At 44.2% G+C, this 18,940-nt stretch carries 16 protein-coding genes and 1 pseudogene; 10 read left to right on the top strand and 7 right to left on the bottom strand.

The window, feature by feature from the left end; all coding sequences use genetic code 11:
• Positions 1–5: 5 nt before the first annotated feature.
• On the top strand, positions 6–2,411 hold the full coding sequence (gene pheT / locus ELS82_RS04100) for a phenylalanine--tRNA ligase subunit beta (protein WP_134834330.1): 2,406 nt from the start codon (positions 6–8) through the stop codon (positions 2,409–2,411).
• Between the two features lie 374 nt (positions 2,412–2,785).
• Positions 2,786–4,002: pseudogene (gene glgC, locus ELS82_RS04095) on the top strand (glucose-1-phosphate adenylyltransferase).
• Between the two features lie 42 nt (positions 4,003–4,044).
• Here glgC and ELS82_RS04090 read toward each other — a convergent pair.
• The 5 genes from ELS82_RS04090 to ELS82_RS04070 all read right to left on the bottom strand — a co-directional run bounded on the left by ELS82_RS04090 (position 4,045) and on the right by ELS82_RS04070 (position 10,486).
• Entirely contained in the window at positions 4,045–5,046 is a 1,002-nt protein-coding gene (locus ELS82_RS04090) for a metal-dependent hydrolase (RefSeq protein WP_134834329.1), read from the bottom strand.
• A gap of 214 nt (positions 5,047–5,260) precedes the next feature.
• The gene (locus ELS82_RS04085; protein WP_134834328.1) at positions 5,261–6,769 is read right to left on the bottom strand and encodes a DUF3360 domain-containing protein; all 1,509 of its coding nucleotides are present in this window, start codon (positions 6,767–6,769) and stop codon (positions 5,261–5,263) included.
• 503 nt (positions 6,770–7,272) lie between these two features.
• Positions 7,273–8,499, bottom strand: a complete 1,227-nt coding sequence (gltS, locus tag ELS82_RS04080; protein WP_134834327.1) for a sodium/glutamate symporter — start codon at positions 8,497–8,499, stop codon at positions 7,273–7,275.
• A 157-nt stretch (positions 8,500–8,656) separates the two neighbouring features.
• Entirely contained in the window at positions 8,657–9,109 is a 453-nt protein-coding gene (locus ELS82_RS04075; RefSeq protein ID WP_134834326.1) for a hypothetical protein, read from the bottom strand.
• A 36-nt stretch (positions 9,110–9,145) separates the two neighbouring features.
• On the bottom strand, positions 9,146–10,486 hold the full coding sequence (locus ELS82_RS04070; protein WP_134834325.1) for an MATE family efflux transporter: 1,341 nt from the start codon (positions 10,484–10,486) through the stop codon (positions 9,146–9,148).
• A 104-nt stretch (positions 10,487–10,590) separates the two neighbouring features.
• On the opposite strand from ELS82_RS04070, the gene ELS82_RS04065 reads away from it, so the two are divergent.
• Positions 10,591–11,544, top strand: coding sequence for a LysR family transcriptional regulator (locus ELS82_RS04065; protein WP_134834324.1), 954 nt, complete (start codon positions 10,591–10,593; stop codon positions 11,542–11,544).
• Here ELS82_RS04065 and pncB read toward each other — a convergent pair.
• Positions 11,541–12,773 carry a nicotinate phosphoribosyltransferase gene (gene pncB, locus ELS82_RS04060; RefSeq protein WP_134834323.1) on the bottom strand — a complete coding sequence of 411 codons (1,233 nt, stop codon included), beginning with the start codon at positions 12,771–12,773 and terminating at the stop codon, positions 11,541–11,543. The genes ELS82_RS04065 and pncB overlap by 4 nt on opposite strands.
• Positions 12,774–12,956: 183 nt before the next feature.
• On the opposite strand from pncB, the gene ELS82_RS04055 reads away from it, so the two are divergent.
• Positions 12,957–13,613: an isochorismatase family protein gene (locus ELS82_RS04055; protein WP_134834322.1), complete on the top strand. Its 657-nt coding sequence runs from the start codon at positions 12,957–12,959 to the stop codon at positions 13,611–13,613.
• Between the two features lie 71 nt (positions 13,614–13,684).
• Here ELS82_RS04055 and ELS82_RS04050 read toward each other — a convergent pair whose 3' ends face one another.
• The gene (locus tag ELS82_RS04050; RefSeq protein ID WP_167489227.1) at positions 13,685–14,023 is read right to left on the bottom strand and encodes a thiamine-phosphate diphosphorylase; all 339 of its coding nucleotides are present in this window, start codon (positions 14,021–14,023) and stop codon (positions 13,685–13,687) included.
• Between the two features lie 341 nt (positions 14,024–14,364).
• On the opposite strand from ELS82_RS04050, the gene ELS82_RS04045 reads away from it, so the two are divergent.
• The 6 genes from ELS82_RS04045 to ELS82_RS04015 all read left to right on the top strand — a co-directional run.
• Complete coding sequence (locus ELS82_RS04045) at positions 14,365–15,072, top strand: class I SAM-dependent methyltransferase (RefSeq protein ID WP_134834320.1); 708 nt, start codon at positions 14,365–14,367, stop codon at positions 15,070–15,072.
• 233 nt (positions 15,073–15,305) lie between these two features.
• A complete protein-coding gene (locus tag ELS82_RS04040; protein ID WP_134834319.1) occupies positions 15,306–15,611 on the top strand; it encodes an NIPSNAP family protein in 306 nt (101 codons plus the stop codon).
• 148 nt (positions 15,612–15,759) lie between these two features.
• Positions 15,760–16,269: a hypothetical protein gene (locus ELS82_RS04035; protein ID WP_114743500.1), complete on the top strand. Its 510-nt coding sequence runs from the start codon at positions 15,760–15,762 to the stop codon at positions 16,267–16,269.
• A 144-nt stretch (positions 16,270–16,413) separates the two neighbouring features.
• Entirely contained in the window at positions 16,414–17,232 is an 819-nt protein-coding gene (locus ELS82_RS04030) for an abortive infection family protein (protein WP_134834318.1), read from the top strand.
• Positions 17,233–17,378: 146 nt separating this feature from the next.
• A complete protein-coding gene (locus ELS82_RS04025) occupies positions 17,379–17,957 on the top strand; it encodes an AbiU2 domain-containing protein (protein WP_134834317.1) in 579 nt (192 codons plus the stop codon).
• A 715-nt stretch (positions 17,958–18,672) separates the two neighbouring features.
• Positions 18,673–18,940 (top strand): GNAT family N-acetyltransferase (locus ELS82_RS04015; RefSeq protein ID WP_134834316.1); only part of this gene is annotated, 268 nt, incomplete at its 3' end.

Genomic DNA, 18,940 nt, shown 5'->3' with positions numbered 1-18,940 from the left:
TCACTATGAAATTTAGCGAATCTTGGCTTCGTGAGTGGGTAAACCCTGCGGTATCGACTGACGAACTTACACACCAAATCACAATGGCGGGTCTAGAAGTAGACGACGTACTACCTGTTGCTGGTTCTTTCACTGGCGTTAAAGTAGGTAAAGTGGTTGAGTGTGGTCAACACCCAGACGCTGACAAACTACGCGTAACTAAAGTAGATGTTGGCGCTGAAGAACTTCTAGACATCGTTTGTGGCGCATCTAACTGCCGTCTAGGTATCAAAGTTGCTGTAGCGACTGTTGGTGCTGTGCTACCAGGCGATTTCAAAATCAAAAAAGCAAAACTACGTGGTCAACCATCACACGGCATGCTGTGTTCATTCTCTGAGCTAGGTATCGACGTTGAATCTGATGGTATCATGGAGCTAGCAGAAGACGCAGCAATCGGTACTGATTTCCGCGAATTCCTAGGTCTTGACGACGTAACAGTAGACGTAGACCTAACGGCTAACCGCGCTGACTGTTTCAGCATCCGTGGTATGGCGCGTGAAGTTGGCGTTCTAAACCGTGCTGACGTAACTGAGCCTGCGGTTAAACCAGTAGCACCAGCTATCGACGACACAGTTTCTATCGAAGTGAAAGCGACAGCAGCATGTCCACGTTACCTTGGCCGTGTGGTTAAGAACGTAAACGTTCAAGCTGAAACACCACTATGGATGCAAGAGAAGCTTCGCCGTTGTGGCATTCGTTCTATCGATCCTGTTGTAGACATCACTAACTTTGTTCTTCTAGAGCAAGGCCAGCCAATGCACGCATTTGATCTAGCTAAGATTGAAGGTGGCATCGTAGTTCGTATGGCAGAGCAGGGCGAAAAGCTTACTCTTCTGGACGGCAATGAAGCTGAGCTAAACGCTGATACTCTAGTTGTCGCAGACCACAACAAAGCACTTGCTATCGCAGGTATCTTTGGTGGTGAAGAGTCTGGCGTAACGACTGAGACTAAAGACGTACTACTTGAGTGTGCATTCTTTGCACCAGACCACATCCGTGGCCGCGCTCGTAGCTACGGTCTACACACGGATTCTTCAATGCGTTTTGAGCGTGGTGTCGATTTCGCACTACAAACAAGCGCAATGGAGCGTGCAACAGAACTTCTTGTTGAGATCTGTGGCGGTGAAGTAGCCCCTGTTGTTGCTGTAGAGTCAGAAGCTGACCTACCAAAAGCAAACACAGTGTCACTACGTCGTACTAAGCTAGACAGCCTACTAGGTCACCACATTGCTGATAGCGATGTTGTTGAAATTCTAGAGCGTCTTGGCCTAACTGTAGAGACTACAGACGCAGGTTGGACAGCGACAGCACCGACATGGCGTTTTGATATCGCAATCGAGCAAGACCTAATTGAAGAAGTAGGCCGAATCTACGGTTACGATAACATCCCTAACCAAAACCCAGCGGCAGCACTTAAGATGCACGACCACGTTGAAGCGAACATTCCGCTAAAACGCGTTCGTAACCTACTTGTTGACCGTGGTTACCAAGAAGCGATCACTTACAGCTTCGTTGAACCAGAGCAGCAAAAGCTTGTTGTTCCAGGTGTTGAGCCGCTAATCCTGCCATTCCCAATCTCTGCGGACATGTCAGCAATGCGCCTAGGCCTAATCCAAGGTCTACTAAACACTGTGGTTCACAACCAGAAACGTCAACAGCCACGTGTTCGTCTATTCGAATACGGCCTACGTTTCATCCCATGTGAGTCTGCTGAAAACGGTATGCGCCAAGAGCCTATGCTTGCAGGTGTTATCGCAGGTACTCGCAGCGAAGAGCACTGGGACATCGAAACCAACACAGTTGATTTCTTTGACCTTAAAGGTGATCTAGAAGCCGTTCTTGAGCTAACAGCTAACGAAGCAGCTTACTCTTTCGCAGCACTTTCTGCTGAAGATAAAGCAGCGAACCCAGCGCTTCACCCAGGTCAATCTGCAGCTATCATCGTTGATGGTAAGCAAGTTGGTGTGATTGGTACAGTTCACCCAGAGCTTGAGCGTAAGTTTGGTCTAAACGGCCGTACTATCGTATTCGAAGTGGAATGGTCTGCAATCAACACTAAAGTGATTCCAGAAGCTGTACAGCTTTCTAAGTTCCCATCAAACCGTCGTGACATCGCAGTAGTTGTTGATGAAGCAGTCGCTTCTGGTGACATCGTTGCAGCATGTCTTGAGCAAGGTGGTGAGTTCCTTAAAGACGCTAAACTATTCGACGTTTACGTTGGTAAAGGCGTTGAAGAAGGTAAGAAGAGCCTAGCAATCGCACTGACGCTACAGTCAGTTGAGCGCACGCTTGAAGATGCAGACATCGCTGGTGCGGTTGATGCTATCGTAGCTCACGTATCTGAGAAGTTTGGTGCGTCACTGCGTGACTAATCACTTCTGATTAGATAGAAAATCAAAGGCCTCGCATTGTGAGGCCTTTTTGTGTTTGTGGTAATTTTTACCAATGCTTGAGCAACCACAGCAGTTCAACACAACGTTGATAACAGGAGATGGGAGGAACTGAATACTGAACGTGATAAGTGCAGCTACATGTTTAACCGCAAAGACTGTTGAAATTGGCAAAGGACGAATACAAACGCACCAACTCGGTGCTCTTGTGTTGATATGCGCTCACCAACATAGTGCAGAGAAAATTTAAGTTTAGCTAAACCATATAAAAACCAATGAATTATAAATGGTCCAATTCTTGATGCTTATTTGAGTATCTCCCCCCAAACGTTAAATCAGAATCAAGGATGACGACTATGCAAGATGTACTCACAATAATACTTGCCGGAGGTATGGGTTCTCGCCTGTCTCCGCTGACCGATAATAGAGCAAAGCCTGCCGTACCGTTCGGTGGTAAATACAGAATCCTTGATTTTACTTTATCCAACTGTCTCCATTCAGGTTTACGACGTGTACTTGTTCTCACTCAGTACAAATCGCATTCGTTACAAAAACATCTGAGAGATGGCTGGTCTATCTTCAACCCAGAACTTGGAGAATATATTACAGCCGTACCGCCGCAAATGCGTAAAGGTGAAAATTGGTATGAAGGAACGGCAGATGCTATTTACCAAAACTTATGGTTACTGGACAGAAGTGAAGCCGAATATGTGGTGGTGTTATCTGGTGACCATATCTACCGTATGGACTATGAACCTATGCTTGCTCAACACAAAGCAACGGGGGCCGATCTTACTATTGCGTGTATGGAAGTCTCTATTCGTGAAGCGAGTGCGTTTGGTTGCGTTGGCACCGATAGTGAACGAAAAATTGTGGCCTTCGAAGAAAAGCCAGAAAACCCACCAGCGACACCGAAGGACAAAACCAAAAGTTTAGCTTCTATGGGGATCTATATTTTTTCAATGAAAGCGCTGGCTGAAAGTTTAGAGTTAGAGCAGGGAATGATTTATCTAGCCACGATTTTGGCAAAGATATCATTCCTAAGCTCATCGATAAGCAGTCTGTTTATGCCTACCAATTTGGTGACGCACAAGGCCGCGTTAGTAGAGACTCTTATTGGAGAGATGTAGGAACTATCGATTCATTTTATCAAGCAAACATGGATCTTTTGGAGGCCGTTCCCCCAATAGATCTTTATCAGCCTAATTGGCCAGTGAGAACCTTCGAACATCAATACCCACCGGCTAGAACCGTGTCATCAGATACGGGAAATGAAGGTATCTTTATTAATTCTATTATTGCTAACGGTGTCGTGAATTCTGGAGGTTCGGTTCATCATTCCATTCTATCTGCTAACGTGAGAATTAATGACGGGGTAACCATCGCTGACTCCATCTTATTTGATGGTGTTCAGGTCGGAAAAAATAGCCAACTACAAAACTGTATAGTGGATAAACACGTCAAGGTCCCACCTAATACTAGAATTGGCTTTAATCCTACTGAAGATGCTCAGCGTTTTCATATTTCAGAAAGTGGGGTAGTCGTTATTCCTGAAAGCTACCGTTTTGATTGACCAAAAAACCAATCAGTAGAAGATAGTTTTCTATTGGCTTGGTTAAAAATCGAATAGCATGTCGGAGAAGAGTTGTCTCGATTCTGAACTATTGTCACGATGTGTCACGTATTCGACATGCTCATACGCACTCGCTGTTGGTGATAGCTTGACGCTCCATAGTGCATTGAACTGATTGGGTACCATTGAATATCGTATATCTATGATGCTTAGTTCGTCGTCGGGGGATCTCGCTAGAAAGCCGTTTGAAAACTGTCTGAAACGCTCAATGTCTTTGCCTTGTTGTGAATTAAGGTCGAGCCAAGGAAAATCCCGGCTTAAGTTTAGCTTTGCGATGGCCTCACCGGGATAGTTTTTAATTGAGCTAGCCACTCGAATGGCATCAACATGGTACTCCTCCTCCGTTTCGTAAATGACCTTCCAAACCAAAATATTCGCGAAAGTCGGCTTGGCTTCTAATTGAATCGGTATGTGTTGCCGTTCTTTCGCGAGCTGCCATCCTACCGCTTCAGCTCTGTCTCTTTGAATCATGCCAAGTGTGGGATAAGTTAACGCCCAAATAACGGCAATACGTGCTAGCCAAGCGTTTCGTTTAAGCATTGCGAAGACGAGTAATATCAATATGGGAAGGGTGAAGGCTGGATCAATCACGGACACGACATTCCAAGCGTAACGTTCAGTGGTTAAAGGCCAAAACAGCTGCGTACCATAAGAGGTACAAGCATCTAACAATGCGTGAGTACTATAACCAAGTGCGCTATAAAGCCAGCTCTGTTGAAATGAGAGTTGGAGTTTTTTGCCAAATAGCGGGTATAAAATCAGAGCACATAAGAAACTGCCAAAAGGGATAAAAAAGAGTGAATGAGTAAACTGTCGGTGGAACTCTAAGAAGAGTAAAGGATCGCTTTCAGACCGAATCAATACATCCAGATCGGGTGCCATGCCAGAGACTAGCCCAAAAAAGCCAGCAGCGAGTAAGTGCTGTTTTTTGCTCGCTGATAGAGAGAGGGACGCGCCCAGTACACCTTGCGTTAGTGGGTCCATCAATTAACTCATTGATTATGTATTAATTAATAGTAGATGATTCGATGAGCTTCACCACCCCAAATACCAGTAATGCGAGTGAACGCCGTACATTGCCACCGACTTTAATAACTCAATTTCTCCTACGTTCCAATACTGATACCAACGAGCTGTATTTTTAGTGAAGAATAGAAAAAACGGCTTAGCACCACAGCACTAAACCGCTTTAATCTGGTTAACGAAAGCTTGGAATAATTGCAGGAATACCTGGAAGAAGACCAACTAGCGCCATCACACTGGTTAGGACTACAAACATAATGCCCGGCAACACCCAACGGCTCATTTTACTCAGTTCACCGCTACGTTCTTTACAACCGATTAAACCTAAGTTGTCTAACAGCATAGTGAGCGACCAACCAAATGCAGGGTTTACGAGCGCTGATGAAAACACAACAATCGCAGCAGATTGGGTGGTTTTTCCTTCACGCGTCATTTCCATGCCAGCTTCTAGCAATGGAACGAATACACCAACAATCAGCGCCACACAAAGTACAGGTTGCCAGATAGCCAAATCCATCGGGTAGCCCCAAATTGCGGCGATGATACAAAACAGAGCTGTGAGCAAAGCGCCAGCAGGAATAGGGCGTTTAGCAATTGCGGCTGGCACGATGTAAGTCCCCCATGAAGAGGTAAAGTTAGTACCACCGAGCAAAGAACCAAACGTCTGACGAATAGAAGCCGTGGTCATGGTATCGTCAATGTTCATGTGCACTTTTTCGGTACGTTCAGGGTAGCTGATTTTTTGGAATACTTGATGGCCTAAGAAATCTGGCGACCACATCGCTACGGCTAAAATAGCGAACGGCAATACCACCATGAAATGTTCAATTGTCGGTAGGCCTAGCATCCAACCTGTATCTTCTCCCCACCAATACATAGGGTTCATATGAGGCAGACCAGGCTCGGTTTGGAAAGAAAATGGTGCGCCCATAGCAAAAGCTAACGTGCCACCTAGCAAGCAACTAAGAGGCACGGCTAGCCAACGCTTACGGAAATGTTCCAGTAGCGCATACAAAATAATGGTACAAAAAATCACGACGAAAGCGATGTGACTCATACCAATTCCTTCTGCCCAAGCGAATAGCTTTTTGACTTGAGAAACGGTCCCAACAAAGCCTAGGTAGAGCAATAAGCCGCCACACACGCCTTTACTGGTGAGATTCGCCAACATGCTGCCACCTTTACTGATGGCTAACATTAAGCCAAAAGCGCCTATCAGCAAGCCAAAGGCCATCGGGTGTCCGCCTGCGGCAACCACAATAGGAATTAGAGGGATAAGTGGGCCGTGTGTACCTGCGAGGTTAGCGGTCGGCAATAGAAAGCCAGAGAAAAGAATAATGAAAACTGATGCGATAAGTAATTCATAACGAACATTTTCTAGAATGAATCCTTCATTTAGCCCTAGAGCCCCAGCAAAGGTTGCTGCAATCGCGCCCACCATAACCACTTTACCAATGGTCGCCGCCATTGCTGGGATGGTGTCTTCAATCTCAAATCGATAATCTTTAAACGGCAGGTTTGGACGCCAGCGTTTCGGCGACATGATTTGCAATTCGTGTTCTAGATACTGCTCTCGGGACTCAAATTCAGAGCTTGGTTTGTGTTGTTGTTCATAACTGAGTTCATCCTCATTGGCTTGAGGCTTATCTGTTCTTATATGTGCGGACTCTAAAGTACTGCTCATTTTGATTCCTTTCGTTCACACTCTGAGGTGTGTTGTTCCAACAAACGTAATTTACTCGCGGTATGAAGATGTCGCGGAGTAGTGAGTGATAGTCGTTCTTCTACAAAGAATTCGATAAATCTCTATTAGGGGTAACTTGAGTCATTGTTTAAAAGTGAAGATGACTGACTAAGAATAGGGTCGGAAACAAGCATGAATATCGTTGGTATTGTTGTAAAAAGCTTGAGGTTCACAGTTAAATATAAAGAATAAATTGCCCTATCAATAAACGAATCATTGAAGTCGCTAGTACCTTAAACCAAACTCAAAAAAACAAATAGTCTCAGTGAGTTAGACATTAGTCGTAGAGTTAGACTGCTGGGACGAAGAGGTTAGATAATAGAGATGAAATTTATCGATAAAAAATAAGGCCTCACAATTGTGGGGCCTTGTTTGTAACGTCAGATAATAAGTAGGACATCAAGTCACAAAGAAAAATGTCGGGTGTTTTTATGGCGCTCGTTCTAGCCAAGCACTTTTAAGAAGTAAGGGATGATCAGCGCATTTGCGAGATCGATAAAGAAAGCACACACCAATGGCACAATGATAAAAGCTTGGTGCGAGTTGCCGTATTTTTGAGTCACCGCTGACATGTTCGCCATCGCTGTTGGAGTCGAACCTAACGATATTCCACCAAAGCCAGAGCACACGACTGCCGCATCATAGGTTTTGCCCATCAGAGGGAACACAATAAATATGGCAACCAAGATAGCGACAATGAACTGAGCTCCAAGAATGATGAATATTGGCCCTGCAAGGTCAACTAACGCCCACAATTGCATGCTCATCAATGACATTGCTAAGAACGCACCAAGCGCCATATCTGCAATCAGAGCGACAGCAGGTTGACGTGATGGCCAGCGAGTTCCGGTCAATCTGCGGTAGTTACTTGGAATAAGATTTGAAATCAAAATACCGGCAAACAGGCAGGTCACAAACAGTGGTAAATCTAAACCAATCTCGCTGACCACTTCATTCAGAATACTACCAATAATAATACAGATATGAATGGCTAATACGGCGTCTAAAAAGTCATAAGAAGTGATCTTAGGATCAGGTTTAGTGGGTGAAGTGCCGACATCCATCCGTTCAATCTTGCTTGGCGTTAAGCTGTGCTTATTAATCAGATACTTTGCGATTGGGCCACCCATTAAACTGGCGAGAATCAAACCAAACGTGGCACTCGCAATACCAATCTCCATCGCGGTTTGCAGATCAAACATCTCGGCAATTCTAGGTGACCAAGCGATCGCGGTACCATGGCCACCAATCAATGACACACTACCACTTAGCATGCCAACGACAGGAGGTTGGTCAAGCAAGGTCGCGACACCAATCCCGGTGAGGTTTTGAATCAGCATGTAGCCAATGGTGATGATCAGCAATACGACTAATGGCTTACCACCTTTGAGAAGATCTTTGAGGCTGGCGTTTATACCTATGGTGGTGAAGAAGTAGACCAATAACAGGTCGCGTGTCGCGAGGTCAAATTCAACGTTGATACCAACGGCGTAATAGATAAGCGTAAAGATGACAGAGACCAGAATACCGCCCGAAACTGGCTCAGGAATACTGAACTCTTTTAGAAATGAACTCATTTGAGTCAGTCGACGACCCAAGAATAAAACGACAATACCAAGAGTGACTGCGAGAAAAGACTCTATACGCAACACACCGTCTACAAATTCCATATGTACTCCGGATGAAGGGTTAGTTATCTGATACGGTAATATGCATCTCTGTGTTTAATCAAGGTTTGTTTACAAAGACTTAGAGCGAATGTCGCAAACATTGTTTATGTCGTGACTGTTCGGTTGCGGTCGGGGGAGAAGAGTGGTTGAAGCGGCGTTAATGAGGCGTAATTTCAATGCCCACTGAAGTCAGCCTTTCGGTAGGGATACGCTCTTGGCTTTGATACCAAGAAGCTGGCATTGCGTTCTGAAGGCCTGCGTTTTTTAATGCTTGTAGCTCGGCTTTAGAAATCAACACGTAGTCAAGCAGAGTATCTAGCACGCGACGTAAGTTGCTTGGCGTCAGCTCTCCATCTCGCCAGTAGCGCTTTATCTCTCCAATAACGACGCTAAGTGGCACGACAGGCTCAAGGGTTGACTCTTTTAAGCTTTTACAGTGGGTAGAGTGAGCAACGCTTTGACGTGCTAGCTCCCAATCAGGTTTGCCTAGCTTGCTGACGTAATCGTGTTTGTAGCAGTAGTAGCTAAACAAAAAGCGCTCGACTTGATGCCATCGCTGCGCTTTTACTTCTAAATAGATATGTTCAAATTCGAGTTCTAGATCGGTCATAGCTTGGCTCTTGATGATGAGTTGCGAGTGTATCGCTTAGCTCATCGCCATCGCAAGTGAATCTGTGTTGCGCTGCTTTTTGATAGCAAAGATGAGCTGTATAAGCAGTAACACGCCTGTTACACCTAAACCTATACCAATGCCGCCCCAGATACCCGCCAATTCAAACTCTGGCATGAGTAGCCATGCCGCCGGCAGACCAAATGCCCAATAACCAATCGCCGTCATAATGGTCGGGCCCATGACAATCTTCATGCCACGCAATAGGTTTATCGCCAACAATTGCCATGCATCAACAACGAATGACAGCGCGACTACCCAAAGAACCATAGTCAGTAAGTGCGTTAGATCAGCATCTAGGTTAAAGATACCGGCGATAAGCTCAGGCCATAACGTAAAGCCGCCTGCCAAAATGACACTCAGTAGTGTGGTGATACCAAAACTGCGCAGAGCAGTGCGTTTGATGCCGTCATAGTTTTCAGCGCCGAAGTCTTGTCCTACGAGAATAGCTGCGGCTTGTGAGAAGCCAAAGTTGATGTTCCAAGTAAAGCTTAAGCATTGCAATAGAATTTGGTGTAGCGCTAACGCAGCAATACTGATGGTACCTGCCATCAAAGTACCGCCATAGATTAAGCCATGCTCAAGCAGTGCTGCCATCGCGATAGGCAAGCCCATGGCCAGTAGGGGAGTGAGAAGAGACAGAGAATACTCTTCACGATTCAACCACGGTGCAAACGGGGCGTATTCAGGGCGTTTAAATACCCAAAGCGTGTAGCCTATCATAACAATGAAGGCCGCGAGCGCTGTGCCTGCCCCTAAACCCGCAAGACCTAAATCGAAGCTAAAGGCCAATACATAGCTGATTGGCACATTGAGCGAGACGGTTAGTAGTGACATCACCATAATCGAACGCACATTGCCAAATGCACTGGTTAAACCGCGCAACACAAGCAGCAGTAGTGATGGCAGCATCGCCCACTTCAAGGCGTCCACATACTGCATGGCCGGCGCAGCGAGTTCGCTTGGTTGGTTAGCAAGGGCTAGCAGCTCTGGAACAAAGGCAAAGCTGATGGTTAAGATGACTGTCAGTACAAATGACAGCAAGACAGCGCCTTTAACTGCGAGTCTAATTTGCTGGTTGCCATGGTCGGGCCTTGCGACACGCTGCCCATAGGCAATCGCGATTAGGTTAGCGACACAGCCAACAGTACTACCTGCAACAATAAACACGAACGAATAGACAGAAGCACCTAATCCTCCCGCAGCAATGGCAGACACACTTAATCGCGACATCATCCATACGTCAGTCAACACCAACGCCATAGAGATCATTTGCGAGATAATAAGTGGAATGGCCAAGGAGAGAATTTTTTTCATGATGCGCCTCGTGATCGTTATCACATAAAGGTACGAGTTATCCACTTGGCATTCAAATGACATTTATGCCACTCTTACATAACTTCAGATCATGCGAGTGACTTATGAGCCCTTACAGCCACCTTCCTTATTCACACAACGCATTAAAAGTCTTTGAGGCGGTAGCAAGGCTGATGAGTTTTACCAAAGCGGCCGATGAGCTGAACGTGACTCAAAGCGCGGTGAGCAGGCAAATCAAGCAGCTTGAACAAGAGTTAAGTTCACCACTGCTGATACGTAAACATCGCGCGATTGAATTGACGCAAAGTGGCAAGGATCTTTATGAGGTGCTGCGACAAAACTACCATAACCTAGATGCATTAATCGGGCAGTGGAAGGTACCCGCGAAGAAGCGTATTGTGATCAAAAGTGCGCTCAGTTTTGCGACTCGTGTATTGATGCCCAATGTGGCGTTACTCAATGAAAAGTATCCAGAACATGAGATCGTCATCATTCCGGCTATCGATGAGGATCCCCAACTCGAATCAGAAGATTGCGATTTACTGATTATCAACTCTTGCAAGCGTTCCCGCTATCAGAATCGTGCGGGTATTAGCGTGTTACGAGAAGAGTATATGGCGCCGGTTTACGCCGAATCACTATCGGACAAGAGCATTAAGATTGAAGATCTACTGACCTTGCCGCACTTGCATGCCACGCTTGACCATCAAGATTGGAAATTATGGCTTAGTAACGCCAAACTCAAGGGCAAAAAGCAGGGCAGAGACACGGTATTCTATAGTTTAGATCTGGCTCTTAGCGCATGCTTATCAGGTCAAGGAGTGACGGTGACCGATTTGCTGCTGGTATTACCTGAGCTCAAACGCCAGTTTCTCAAATGTCCGGAGAACATTACCCTTCAGCACAGTGAATGGCAGTACTTTTGTTACCAAAGAAATCCCAACCCTATTGCCAATGAAATCTTGGAGTGGCTGGTGGCACAGACTCAGTCGGATGTCACACAGCTCATGTCACTGTGCGACAAATTTGGTTGGTCTATTGAAGAAGTCAATTTCTAGCTGTGTTGAGGTAAGAGGCCAAAGCTTTGCTTTAGAGAGGTAAGAAACAGGAGGTCTTCGCACATGGCTTTTTCTGGTTCATCGCTGATTTTCGCAACTGGTCGACCGTTACACTCTGCCATTTTGACGACAATAGACAGTGGTTGGTATTCGATATCATCTGATACGTAACCGCCCATATCATTGGCGAGGAAAGTGCCAATACCAAAACTGATGTTCGCTCGGCCGGCGAAGTATTCACATATCTCAATCGCGCGCGCAAAGTTTAAACCATCGGTAAAAATGAGCACTTTTGACATCGGATCTATGCCCAGAGACTCGTAGTGGGCAATCATCTTATCACCCCACTCAAATGGGTTACCTGAGTCATGTCGAACTCCAGCATAAACGCTAGCTCGCTCCAAATTAAAGTCTTCTAGGAATGCATCAATACCAATCGTATCGGTCAAAGCAATACCAAGCTTGCCGTCAAAGGTCGATTGCCATAGGTCTAGGGCGACTTGCTGAGACTTTGCGGGAGCGACAAGCGCCTGATGGGCCATAAACCACTCATGTGCCACGGTACCAATGGGTGTCAGCCCGAACTTTTTAGCAAGGTGATAGTTGCTGGTCCCGGTCATCAGTTCCGGAACGTGTTGATTAAGGTAGGCAACGACATCATGTTGAACCTGAGCACTAAAACGGCGGCGGCTACCCATCTCAGAAAAATTGAAGTTAGTCAGCGAGCGCTTCGAAAGCTCAGATTTTAACAATGACACTTTTTGTTCTAGTACTTTCGAGAATTGCGCAGTGGGGATCTTGTTCCAACGCTCACGACTGCGAATTTCGGAGATAATGCTCATTACCAGCGTTTCATACAAGATAGTCTCATGCCAGACGCCTTTGATTGAGACACTAAGCTGATCATCGGCTTGTGAGACAGTAACTTGTTGCTGCGGCAAAAAGCGAAAATCAGCCAAGTAGGAGAGGAAGTTATCACTTAAATAACTGGCATGTTGGCTAAGGTAAGCAATATCACCAGTGGTGAAAGAGCACTCTGCAAGTAGATTGATTTCTTGTTCAATTAAGCCGTGTAAGTCGGATATGTCTTCGCTCGAACGCACAATAAGCTCATAACGCACCTCAGTTTGCGGGTAGTGCGTGAAAGCGGCAAACATCATATTGATTTTGTAGACATCTAAGTCGAGTGCGCTTTGGATAATTTTGTCGTTGAAAAGTGAGGCTGACATCCGGCCTTCCTATTGTATTACTAGGCTTGGTGAAGAGTCGCACTCTAGTTAACGCGATGAAAATTGTCAAATTCTGCATACTAAATGCTATCTCGGCTTAAAGCAGGTGTTTTATCCGCTAACTTGAGTATTATAGAGAATGAAATGGCCTAATACGTTTGAACATTCGCTAAAGGAACCTCCATGTCTTTGAAAACTATTCAGTTACTACGATCTAAAACTGCAGCCATTGATGTGGATCCGCAAAAAGGGTTCAGTGAACTGTGTCCTAATGAGTTACCTGTGCAAGGTGCGCTAGACATTGTTGAAGAATTGAAACGTAATCATTCGAAGGCAGCGATTAAAATGGTTTCACGTGATATGCATCCTCCGGGCGCTGCATGGGAGGCAGAAACGCCCGAGCAGATGTTAGAGCCAGTTGGCCTGCCAGAGGTTGATATTAAGTGGAACCCGCATTGTGTAGTGGGTACAACTGGCGTTGAACTACTGCCAGGACTGCCTGCTATTCGAGAGTATGATTTTCAAATCAACAAAGGCATTGATCCTGATGCACACCCTTATGGCGCGTTTTATCACGACCAGGCTGATACCCTTTCTACTGGCGGAATTGAGTTCTTGAAATCTCACCAGATCAGCCATGTGATTGTTGGTGGGTTGGCGTTAGATTTCTGTGTGAAAAAGTCAGTAGAGCAGTTAGTTGATGCAGGATTCAGCGTGATATTAAACCTAGCGTCGACTCGTGCAGTCTTTCCTGATAACGCGAGTGATATTGTCGAACAGTTGAGAGAACTTGGCGTTGAGATTATCGAGAGTTCAGAGTCGATAGTATTGATCGACTAAATCAGTATGAAGAAAGTTTAAATGTTCAGTGAGAGTTCACGCCGTCCTTGGCGATGAGCTCTCGCGTAAAACTAGATGCACAGAGCGATGGTACCCGCGATCATCAGCACGATCGTTGCGTACCAGAAATATTGGGTTTTGTTGTCTGCTACGTGGACTTTGATGAAGTTAATTTCTTCGTTTGCCATTGTAGAAAAATCAGCGTAGTTAATCGCTAATTCGCGCTTTGCTTCCTTAAGATCGTGTTGCAACTTATCGAATGCATTATCCACATAAGTTTTGGCTTCTAGAGCTGTCGCGCCCGCTAGGGTTAAACTGTTCCAAACTGCCATTCGTGATTCATACTCGCCTTCACTAACGCAGTTGAGCACGCGTAGGTCGTATTCACGCTTGATACGCTCTTTGCTCATTCTTGCAGGACAAATATTTTTTAAATCGTTCACGAAAATTACTCCAATAGAGATTTTTATAGATGTAAGCTGAGCCGAATTTGGCTCAAAACGGTGAAGTTGAATTCACATTCAAAGGTCGATCTATAACAACCGCTATTTATCTTCGGTAATCAATAATTGAAGGCATGGTAGAGAGATGACAAAATTGCAGCAACTTAAGGATTTTGTTTAGACGATAAATATAATTTTTCTGCCCCTGAGGCCTTTTCTGCTAACGTCTAGAACAATTGACACACAAGTGACCATTCTCAGCTTGTAGTTAATATACTCACCACTTTTCTAGCCCCCAAGGAGACACCGTGAAGTCTGAACTCTACTCAACTTATGCGAAGCAGTATGACTCTGTTATTACCGACAATATCTACAATGCTCACTTAGACAGGCCAACACTTCTCAGCATGCTAGGTTCTGTCTCAGGCTTGAACGTTATGGATCTGGGCTGTGGACCAGGAGTTTATTCGCAGTATCTACTAGAATCTGACGCCTCTAAAATCACTTGTGTTGACTACTCAGATGAGATGGTCGAGCTAGTTAAAGAGAAGTTTGGCGGGCGAGTGAGCACTTATCAGCAAGATCTCTCTCTTGGTTTACCTAAAGAGAAAAGCGCTAGTGTGGATGTCATGATTTGTCCACTCGTTCTTCATTATCTCGAAGATTTAAGCCTATTTTTCAATGAGGTCAGCCGAGTACTCAAGCCAAAGGGATATATTGTGTTTTCAACTCATCACCCATTTGCTGATTTTGAATGCTCGAAGTCGGGTAACTACTTTGAACGAGAGTTAGTTGAAGAAGAATGGAACACGGTCGGAACGCCAGTACCCATTAGGTTCTACCGTCGATCCTTAATGGAAATCACGGATGCGATTACTAGCAGTGGACTTGTTATATCTCAGCTATCGGAAGGCAAAGTATCAGACAAAGTAAAAGAGTTAGATGAGGACGTTTATGAGCGTTTATCTCGCAACCCTAACTTTATTTTTATGAAGTGCAGTAAGCTTGGCGATTAACGGTTAGTTTCTACCCACGTCGAGAATTATGCGACACTTTGCAACCTAACTCCTAAGTTAGTGATATGGTTATGTAATATAAAGCTTTACTAATCATTAGGTTGCTGGTGGTTTGATGTAATCGCACATGAGTGAAAGGTTACACTTGTGCTAGTGGTTAGAGCGACTTAATGTGGGTTAATTAGCGTTATACGTTGCGCGTGAAATTAAGCAATTAGAAGGATTTAAAGCTTATGATTACTTGCTATGTCAGATACGTGATTGACCCGAAAAAGGTCAAAGAATTTGAAGAATACGCAAGAATGTGGATTCCACTTGTTGAGAAGTTTGGTGGTCAACACAATGGCTATTTTCTACCTTCAGAAGGTGCGAATAATATAGCTCTAGCTTTGTTCACATTTGAAAGCTTATCAGCATACGAAGAGTATCGTCTCAAATCTCTAAATGATCCCGAGTGTATTGAAGCTTTTGAGTTTGCAGATAAAGTAGACTGCATCATTAGCTATGAACGTAGTTTTTTCAGGCCTGTACTTAGGTAGGGAAGCAACGTATAACAATAAATTTAAGCAGATTCGTAACGCTTGGCGCTTTCGGTTTGAATCAGCTTAAGTGTTTACGGTGCAATGTTTTAGGTGGGTGGTTGCGTTACTCACTACTTAATTTGGCGTTATGTTTAAGGAGTAAATATTGAGAAGTTCAGTATTTTCAAAAGTGTTCTCGAGAGGTTCGACTCAAGGCATCAGCTTGTCGAAGTGGATGAAACTCACGCTACTAGAGTCCTATCTAGGTGAACAAGTGATTGACATCATACTGTCAGTTTCATCTTACCAAACTAAATCTGTTTCGTGGAAAGGTGGAGATCAAGCCGTAGGTGGTTATCGTGGCGAACTAGAGTTTTTCATACCATCGACACTTATAAATAAGCTCTTGAAACAACATATTTTAGAGCTTCTTGAAATCAAATACTTCCAACATTACGAAGTTCTTGAGAAAGGTGAAACTAAAGAAAATCAACACCTGTATTCAGCGAATCCTCACAATCTCCCCGTTTTATCTGAACTAAAACTTAGCTACAACACTATATGGGTGGCGATAAACGTAACAGTGGATGTGATCGTGTATTTGATAACTTCAGATATTTCGGCAGCACTTGTAAGTGGCGCAGTGATTGAGTTCATCAGACGCTTTAAGATTTAAACATAACAAGCAATTTAAGAGGGATTCACAACGCTTGGCATTTTTGCTTTTACTTCAAATTTAGTGTTTATGGCACAATGCTTTAGGTTTGGGTGAAAGCGTTGTTCACCCCTTAATTGGGCGTTAGGTGTACTTGGAGGAAATTTGAGTAGTATTATTCCAAATTCAGTTATAGGAGCTGTCGCTAACGTGATAGCTGCTCATTATTTTAGTCATAGCAAGTTGAACTCTTTATTTATGGAGGCAGGTGCTCCGGGAGATGTACCCGAGGGAAACTGTGAAACTAAATGCTCCACTTGGTTGAAGAGGTGCAATGAGGATTCGAATGTTGACGCTTTGGAGGTGTTAGGTGGTGTCATTCAAAATTTCATGGATATTGAACCAACTACGTGTCTTTTCGATGGGGGCATTATTGAAAATGACATAACCAAAGGACAAGCCCGAATCACCGCTGCTTTGGAGAAAAATCAGCTTACATATAAAATGAATGGGTATGTTCTCGACGCTGGTTCTTCAATTACAACTAAGACGCTAGAAGATTATCTAAAAAAAGGGGACTTTACGTCTATTGAGGTTGAGTTCGAGAGAGCTATTTCGAATATAAATAGTGATCCTCATGCATCAATAACTGCTGCAAGTGCAATTATTGAATCGGTTCTGAAGTACTATATTGAACGTAACGAACTGACGATGCCTACTAGAATGAATATTGGCCCTTTATGGCAAACCGTTCGTCAACATCTGCCCTTAAACAGGGATGCCCAACTTAACGAAGACCAGAATAAGATCTTAACTGGTGTAACCACAATAATAGACGGTGTTGGTGCTTTTAGATCGCATATTGGCTCGGCTCATGGTCGTGGGTCTGTGCCTCCTGCCATTTCAACACATGAGGCTCGTTTGGCAATAAATGTTGCACACAGTGTTACTACATTTGTAATAGAGGAATTGACGCACTCGTAGCACCTAACAATAAATTTAAGCAGATTCGCAACGCTTGGCATTTTCAGTTTGAACCAACTTTAGTGTTTACGGCACAATCGTTTAGGTACGTGGCAGCGTTGCTCACTACTTAATTTGGCGTTATGTGTTTTCATGAGTTGGTCGATATGAATGAATATGAACAAATTTTTAAACGTTTATGGGAACAAGTATGTGATATCCATTATACGTGGCAGATGTACTGTGATTTGTATGCAGTAAGTCCTGATGTAGTTGACCTACTCAATCGAAATGGCTCAGGTTTTTTCCGCGTCAATCAGTTATTGATGCTGGATTATATAGCACTGTCTTTGTCAAAATTAACTGACCCTGAGACGACTAGCGGAAATAAAAACCTGAGCCTGAAACAACTACTTAGAGATGCTGAAACCCATGGAGATGACGATTTACATGTCCAACTTTCGGGGGCATTTGAAAAGGTCGAATCAGCTTGTAAAGGGTTCAAGAAAATTCGCAATAAGCGAATTGCTCACTCCGATTTGAAACATGCGTTAAATGAAGCAGACAAAGCTCTTCCTGGTATATCTCAAATCGCAATAGAACAGGCTCTTAGACAGGTGCGAGAGTTTATGAACATCTATGAATGCTATCATAGCGATTCTGAAACTGCCTATGAACATGTTCATGCTCCTTACGGTACAGGTAGCGATGCTTTAGTTGAGTCTCTCAAAAGAAAAAACACATAACAATAAATTTAAGAGTGATTCACAACGCTCGGCGCTTTCACTTCAAGCCAGTTTAGTGTTTATGGCACAATGGTTTAGGTAAGGTGGTAGCGTTGTTCACACCTTAATTTGGCGTTATGTTTACTTGTATTTCAAAGGCTTAAATGTCTTAGGCTCTAGTTCTTTGTCCCTCAGGTAATTCGTCCCTAGTAGACTCAGCAAATCAGTATTGTCGGCCTAAGTTCTTGAATCTCTCAACCCGTAAAACATGCCAATGTTCGCGGGTTGCTTCAATGTAAGGTCGTGGCGGTTGGCTTCTCGTATAACTGGCTCAAAGTCGCTTTTAGGTTCTAGGCCAATTAGCATTTTGGCTTGGCAGTTGCCTCGGCAATTTTTCATTGTTTTGCGTTTTGGTTGGAAAGACAGGGTGCTTGTTGAAACTAGGTCGGGTTGCCTCATTGGGCAGGGAAGTGGAATTACTCGTTTCTGGTTGGTCGCTTTTGGTGGCCACGTTGGTTTTTGCCTTGTGGTTTGCTTCAGAAAGCTAGCTAAAATTAGCAGTTCTTTCTCAAGTAAATCATGTGTTTGTGGTAAAACATAACAAACAATTCAACAGTGATTCGCAACGCTTGGCGCTTTCACTTCGGGTTGAGTTAAGTGTTTACGGCGCAGTGTTTAAGTTCAGTGTCTGCGCTGCTCACACGTTAATTGGGCGTTAGGTTTCGGAAAGGGATTTATGGAAATCAAAGACTACAGTGATGACTTTTTGGAAGCAGTAAGCGAGCTGTATTTGAGTGCTAGGGTTTCCACGTTTACTTGGCTTGATGTCAGTGGCTATCAACTTTCAGACTTTAGTCGTGACACTGAAGGTGAACGTGTTTTGGTCGCTGTTGCTGGTAGTGAGGTATTAGGGTTTATTTCAATCTGGGAACCAGAAAATTTTATACATCACTTATATATTTCGAATAACCACCAAGGGAAAAATATAGGTACTCAGTTATTAG

This window comes from Vibrio ouci (genome assembly GCF_004551525.1).
Lineage (GTDB): Bacteria > Pseudomonadota > Gammaproteobacteria > Enterobacterales > Vibrionaceae > Vibrio > Vibrio ouci.
This window is presented reverse-complemented; position numbering and strand designations above follow the sequence as displayed.

What these genes read in the sequence shown, in the direction of transcription:
- pheT (WP_134834330.1), top strand. Translation starts at nt 6, where the DNA reads ATGAAATTTAGCGAATCTTGGCTTCGTGAGTGGGTAAACCCTGCGGTA.
- ELS82_RS04090 (WP_134834329.1), bottom strand. Translation starts at nt 5,046, where the DNA reads ATGGACCCACTAACGCAAGGTGTACTGGGCGCGTCCCTCTCTCTATCA.
- ELS82_RS04085 (WP_134834328.1), bottom strand. Translation starts at nt 6,769, where the DNA reads ATGAGCAGTACTTTAGAGTCCGCACATATAAGAACAGATAAGCCTCAA.
- gltS (WP_134834327.1), bottom strand. Translation starts at nt 8,499, where the DNA reads ATGGAATTTGTAGACGGTGTGTTGCGTATAGAGTCTTTTCTCGCAGTC.
- ELS82_RS04075 (WP_134834326.1), bottom strand. Translation starts at nt 9,109, where the DNA reads ATGACCGATCTAGAACTCGAATTTGAACATATCTATTTAGAAGTAAAA.
- ELS82_RS04070 (WP_134834325.1), bottom strand. Translation starts at nt 10,486, where the DNA reads ATGAAAAAAATTCTCTCCTTGGCCATTCCACTTATTATCTCGCAAATG.
- ELS82_RS04065 (WP_134834324.1), top strand. Translation starts at nt 10,591, where the DNA reads ATGAGCCCTTACAGCCACCTTCCTTATTCACACAACGCATTAAAAGTC.
- pncB (WP_134834323.1), bottom strand. Translation starts at nt 12,773, where the DNA reads ATGTCAGCCTCACTTTTCAACGACAAAATTATCCAAAGCGCACTCGAC.
- ELS82_RS04055 (WP_134834322.1), top strand. Translation starts at nt 12,957, where the DNA reads ATGTCTTTGAAAACTATTCAGTTACTACGATCTAAAACTGCAGCCATT.
- ELS82_RS04050 (WP_167489227.1), bottom strand. Translation starts at nt 14,023, where the DNA reads ATGAGCAAAGAGCGTATCAAGCGTGAATACGACCTACGCGTGCTCAAC.
- ELS82_RS04040 (WP_134834319.1), top strand. Translation starts at nt 15,306, where the DNA reads ATGATTACTTGCTATGTCAGATACGTGATTGACCCGAAAAAGGTCAAA.
- ELS82_RS04025 (WP_134834317.1), top strand. Translation starts at nt 17,379, where the DNA reads ATGAATGAATATGAACAAATTTTTAAACGTTTATGGGAACAAGTATGT.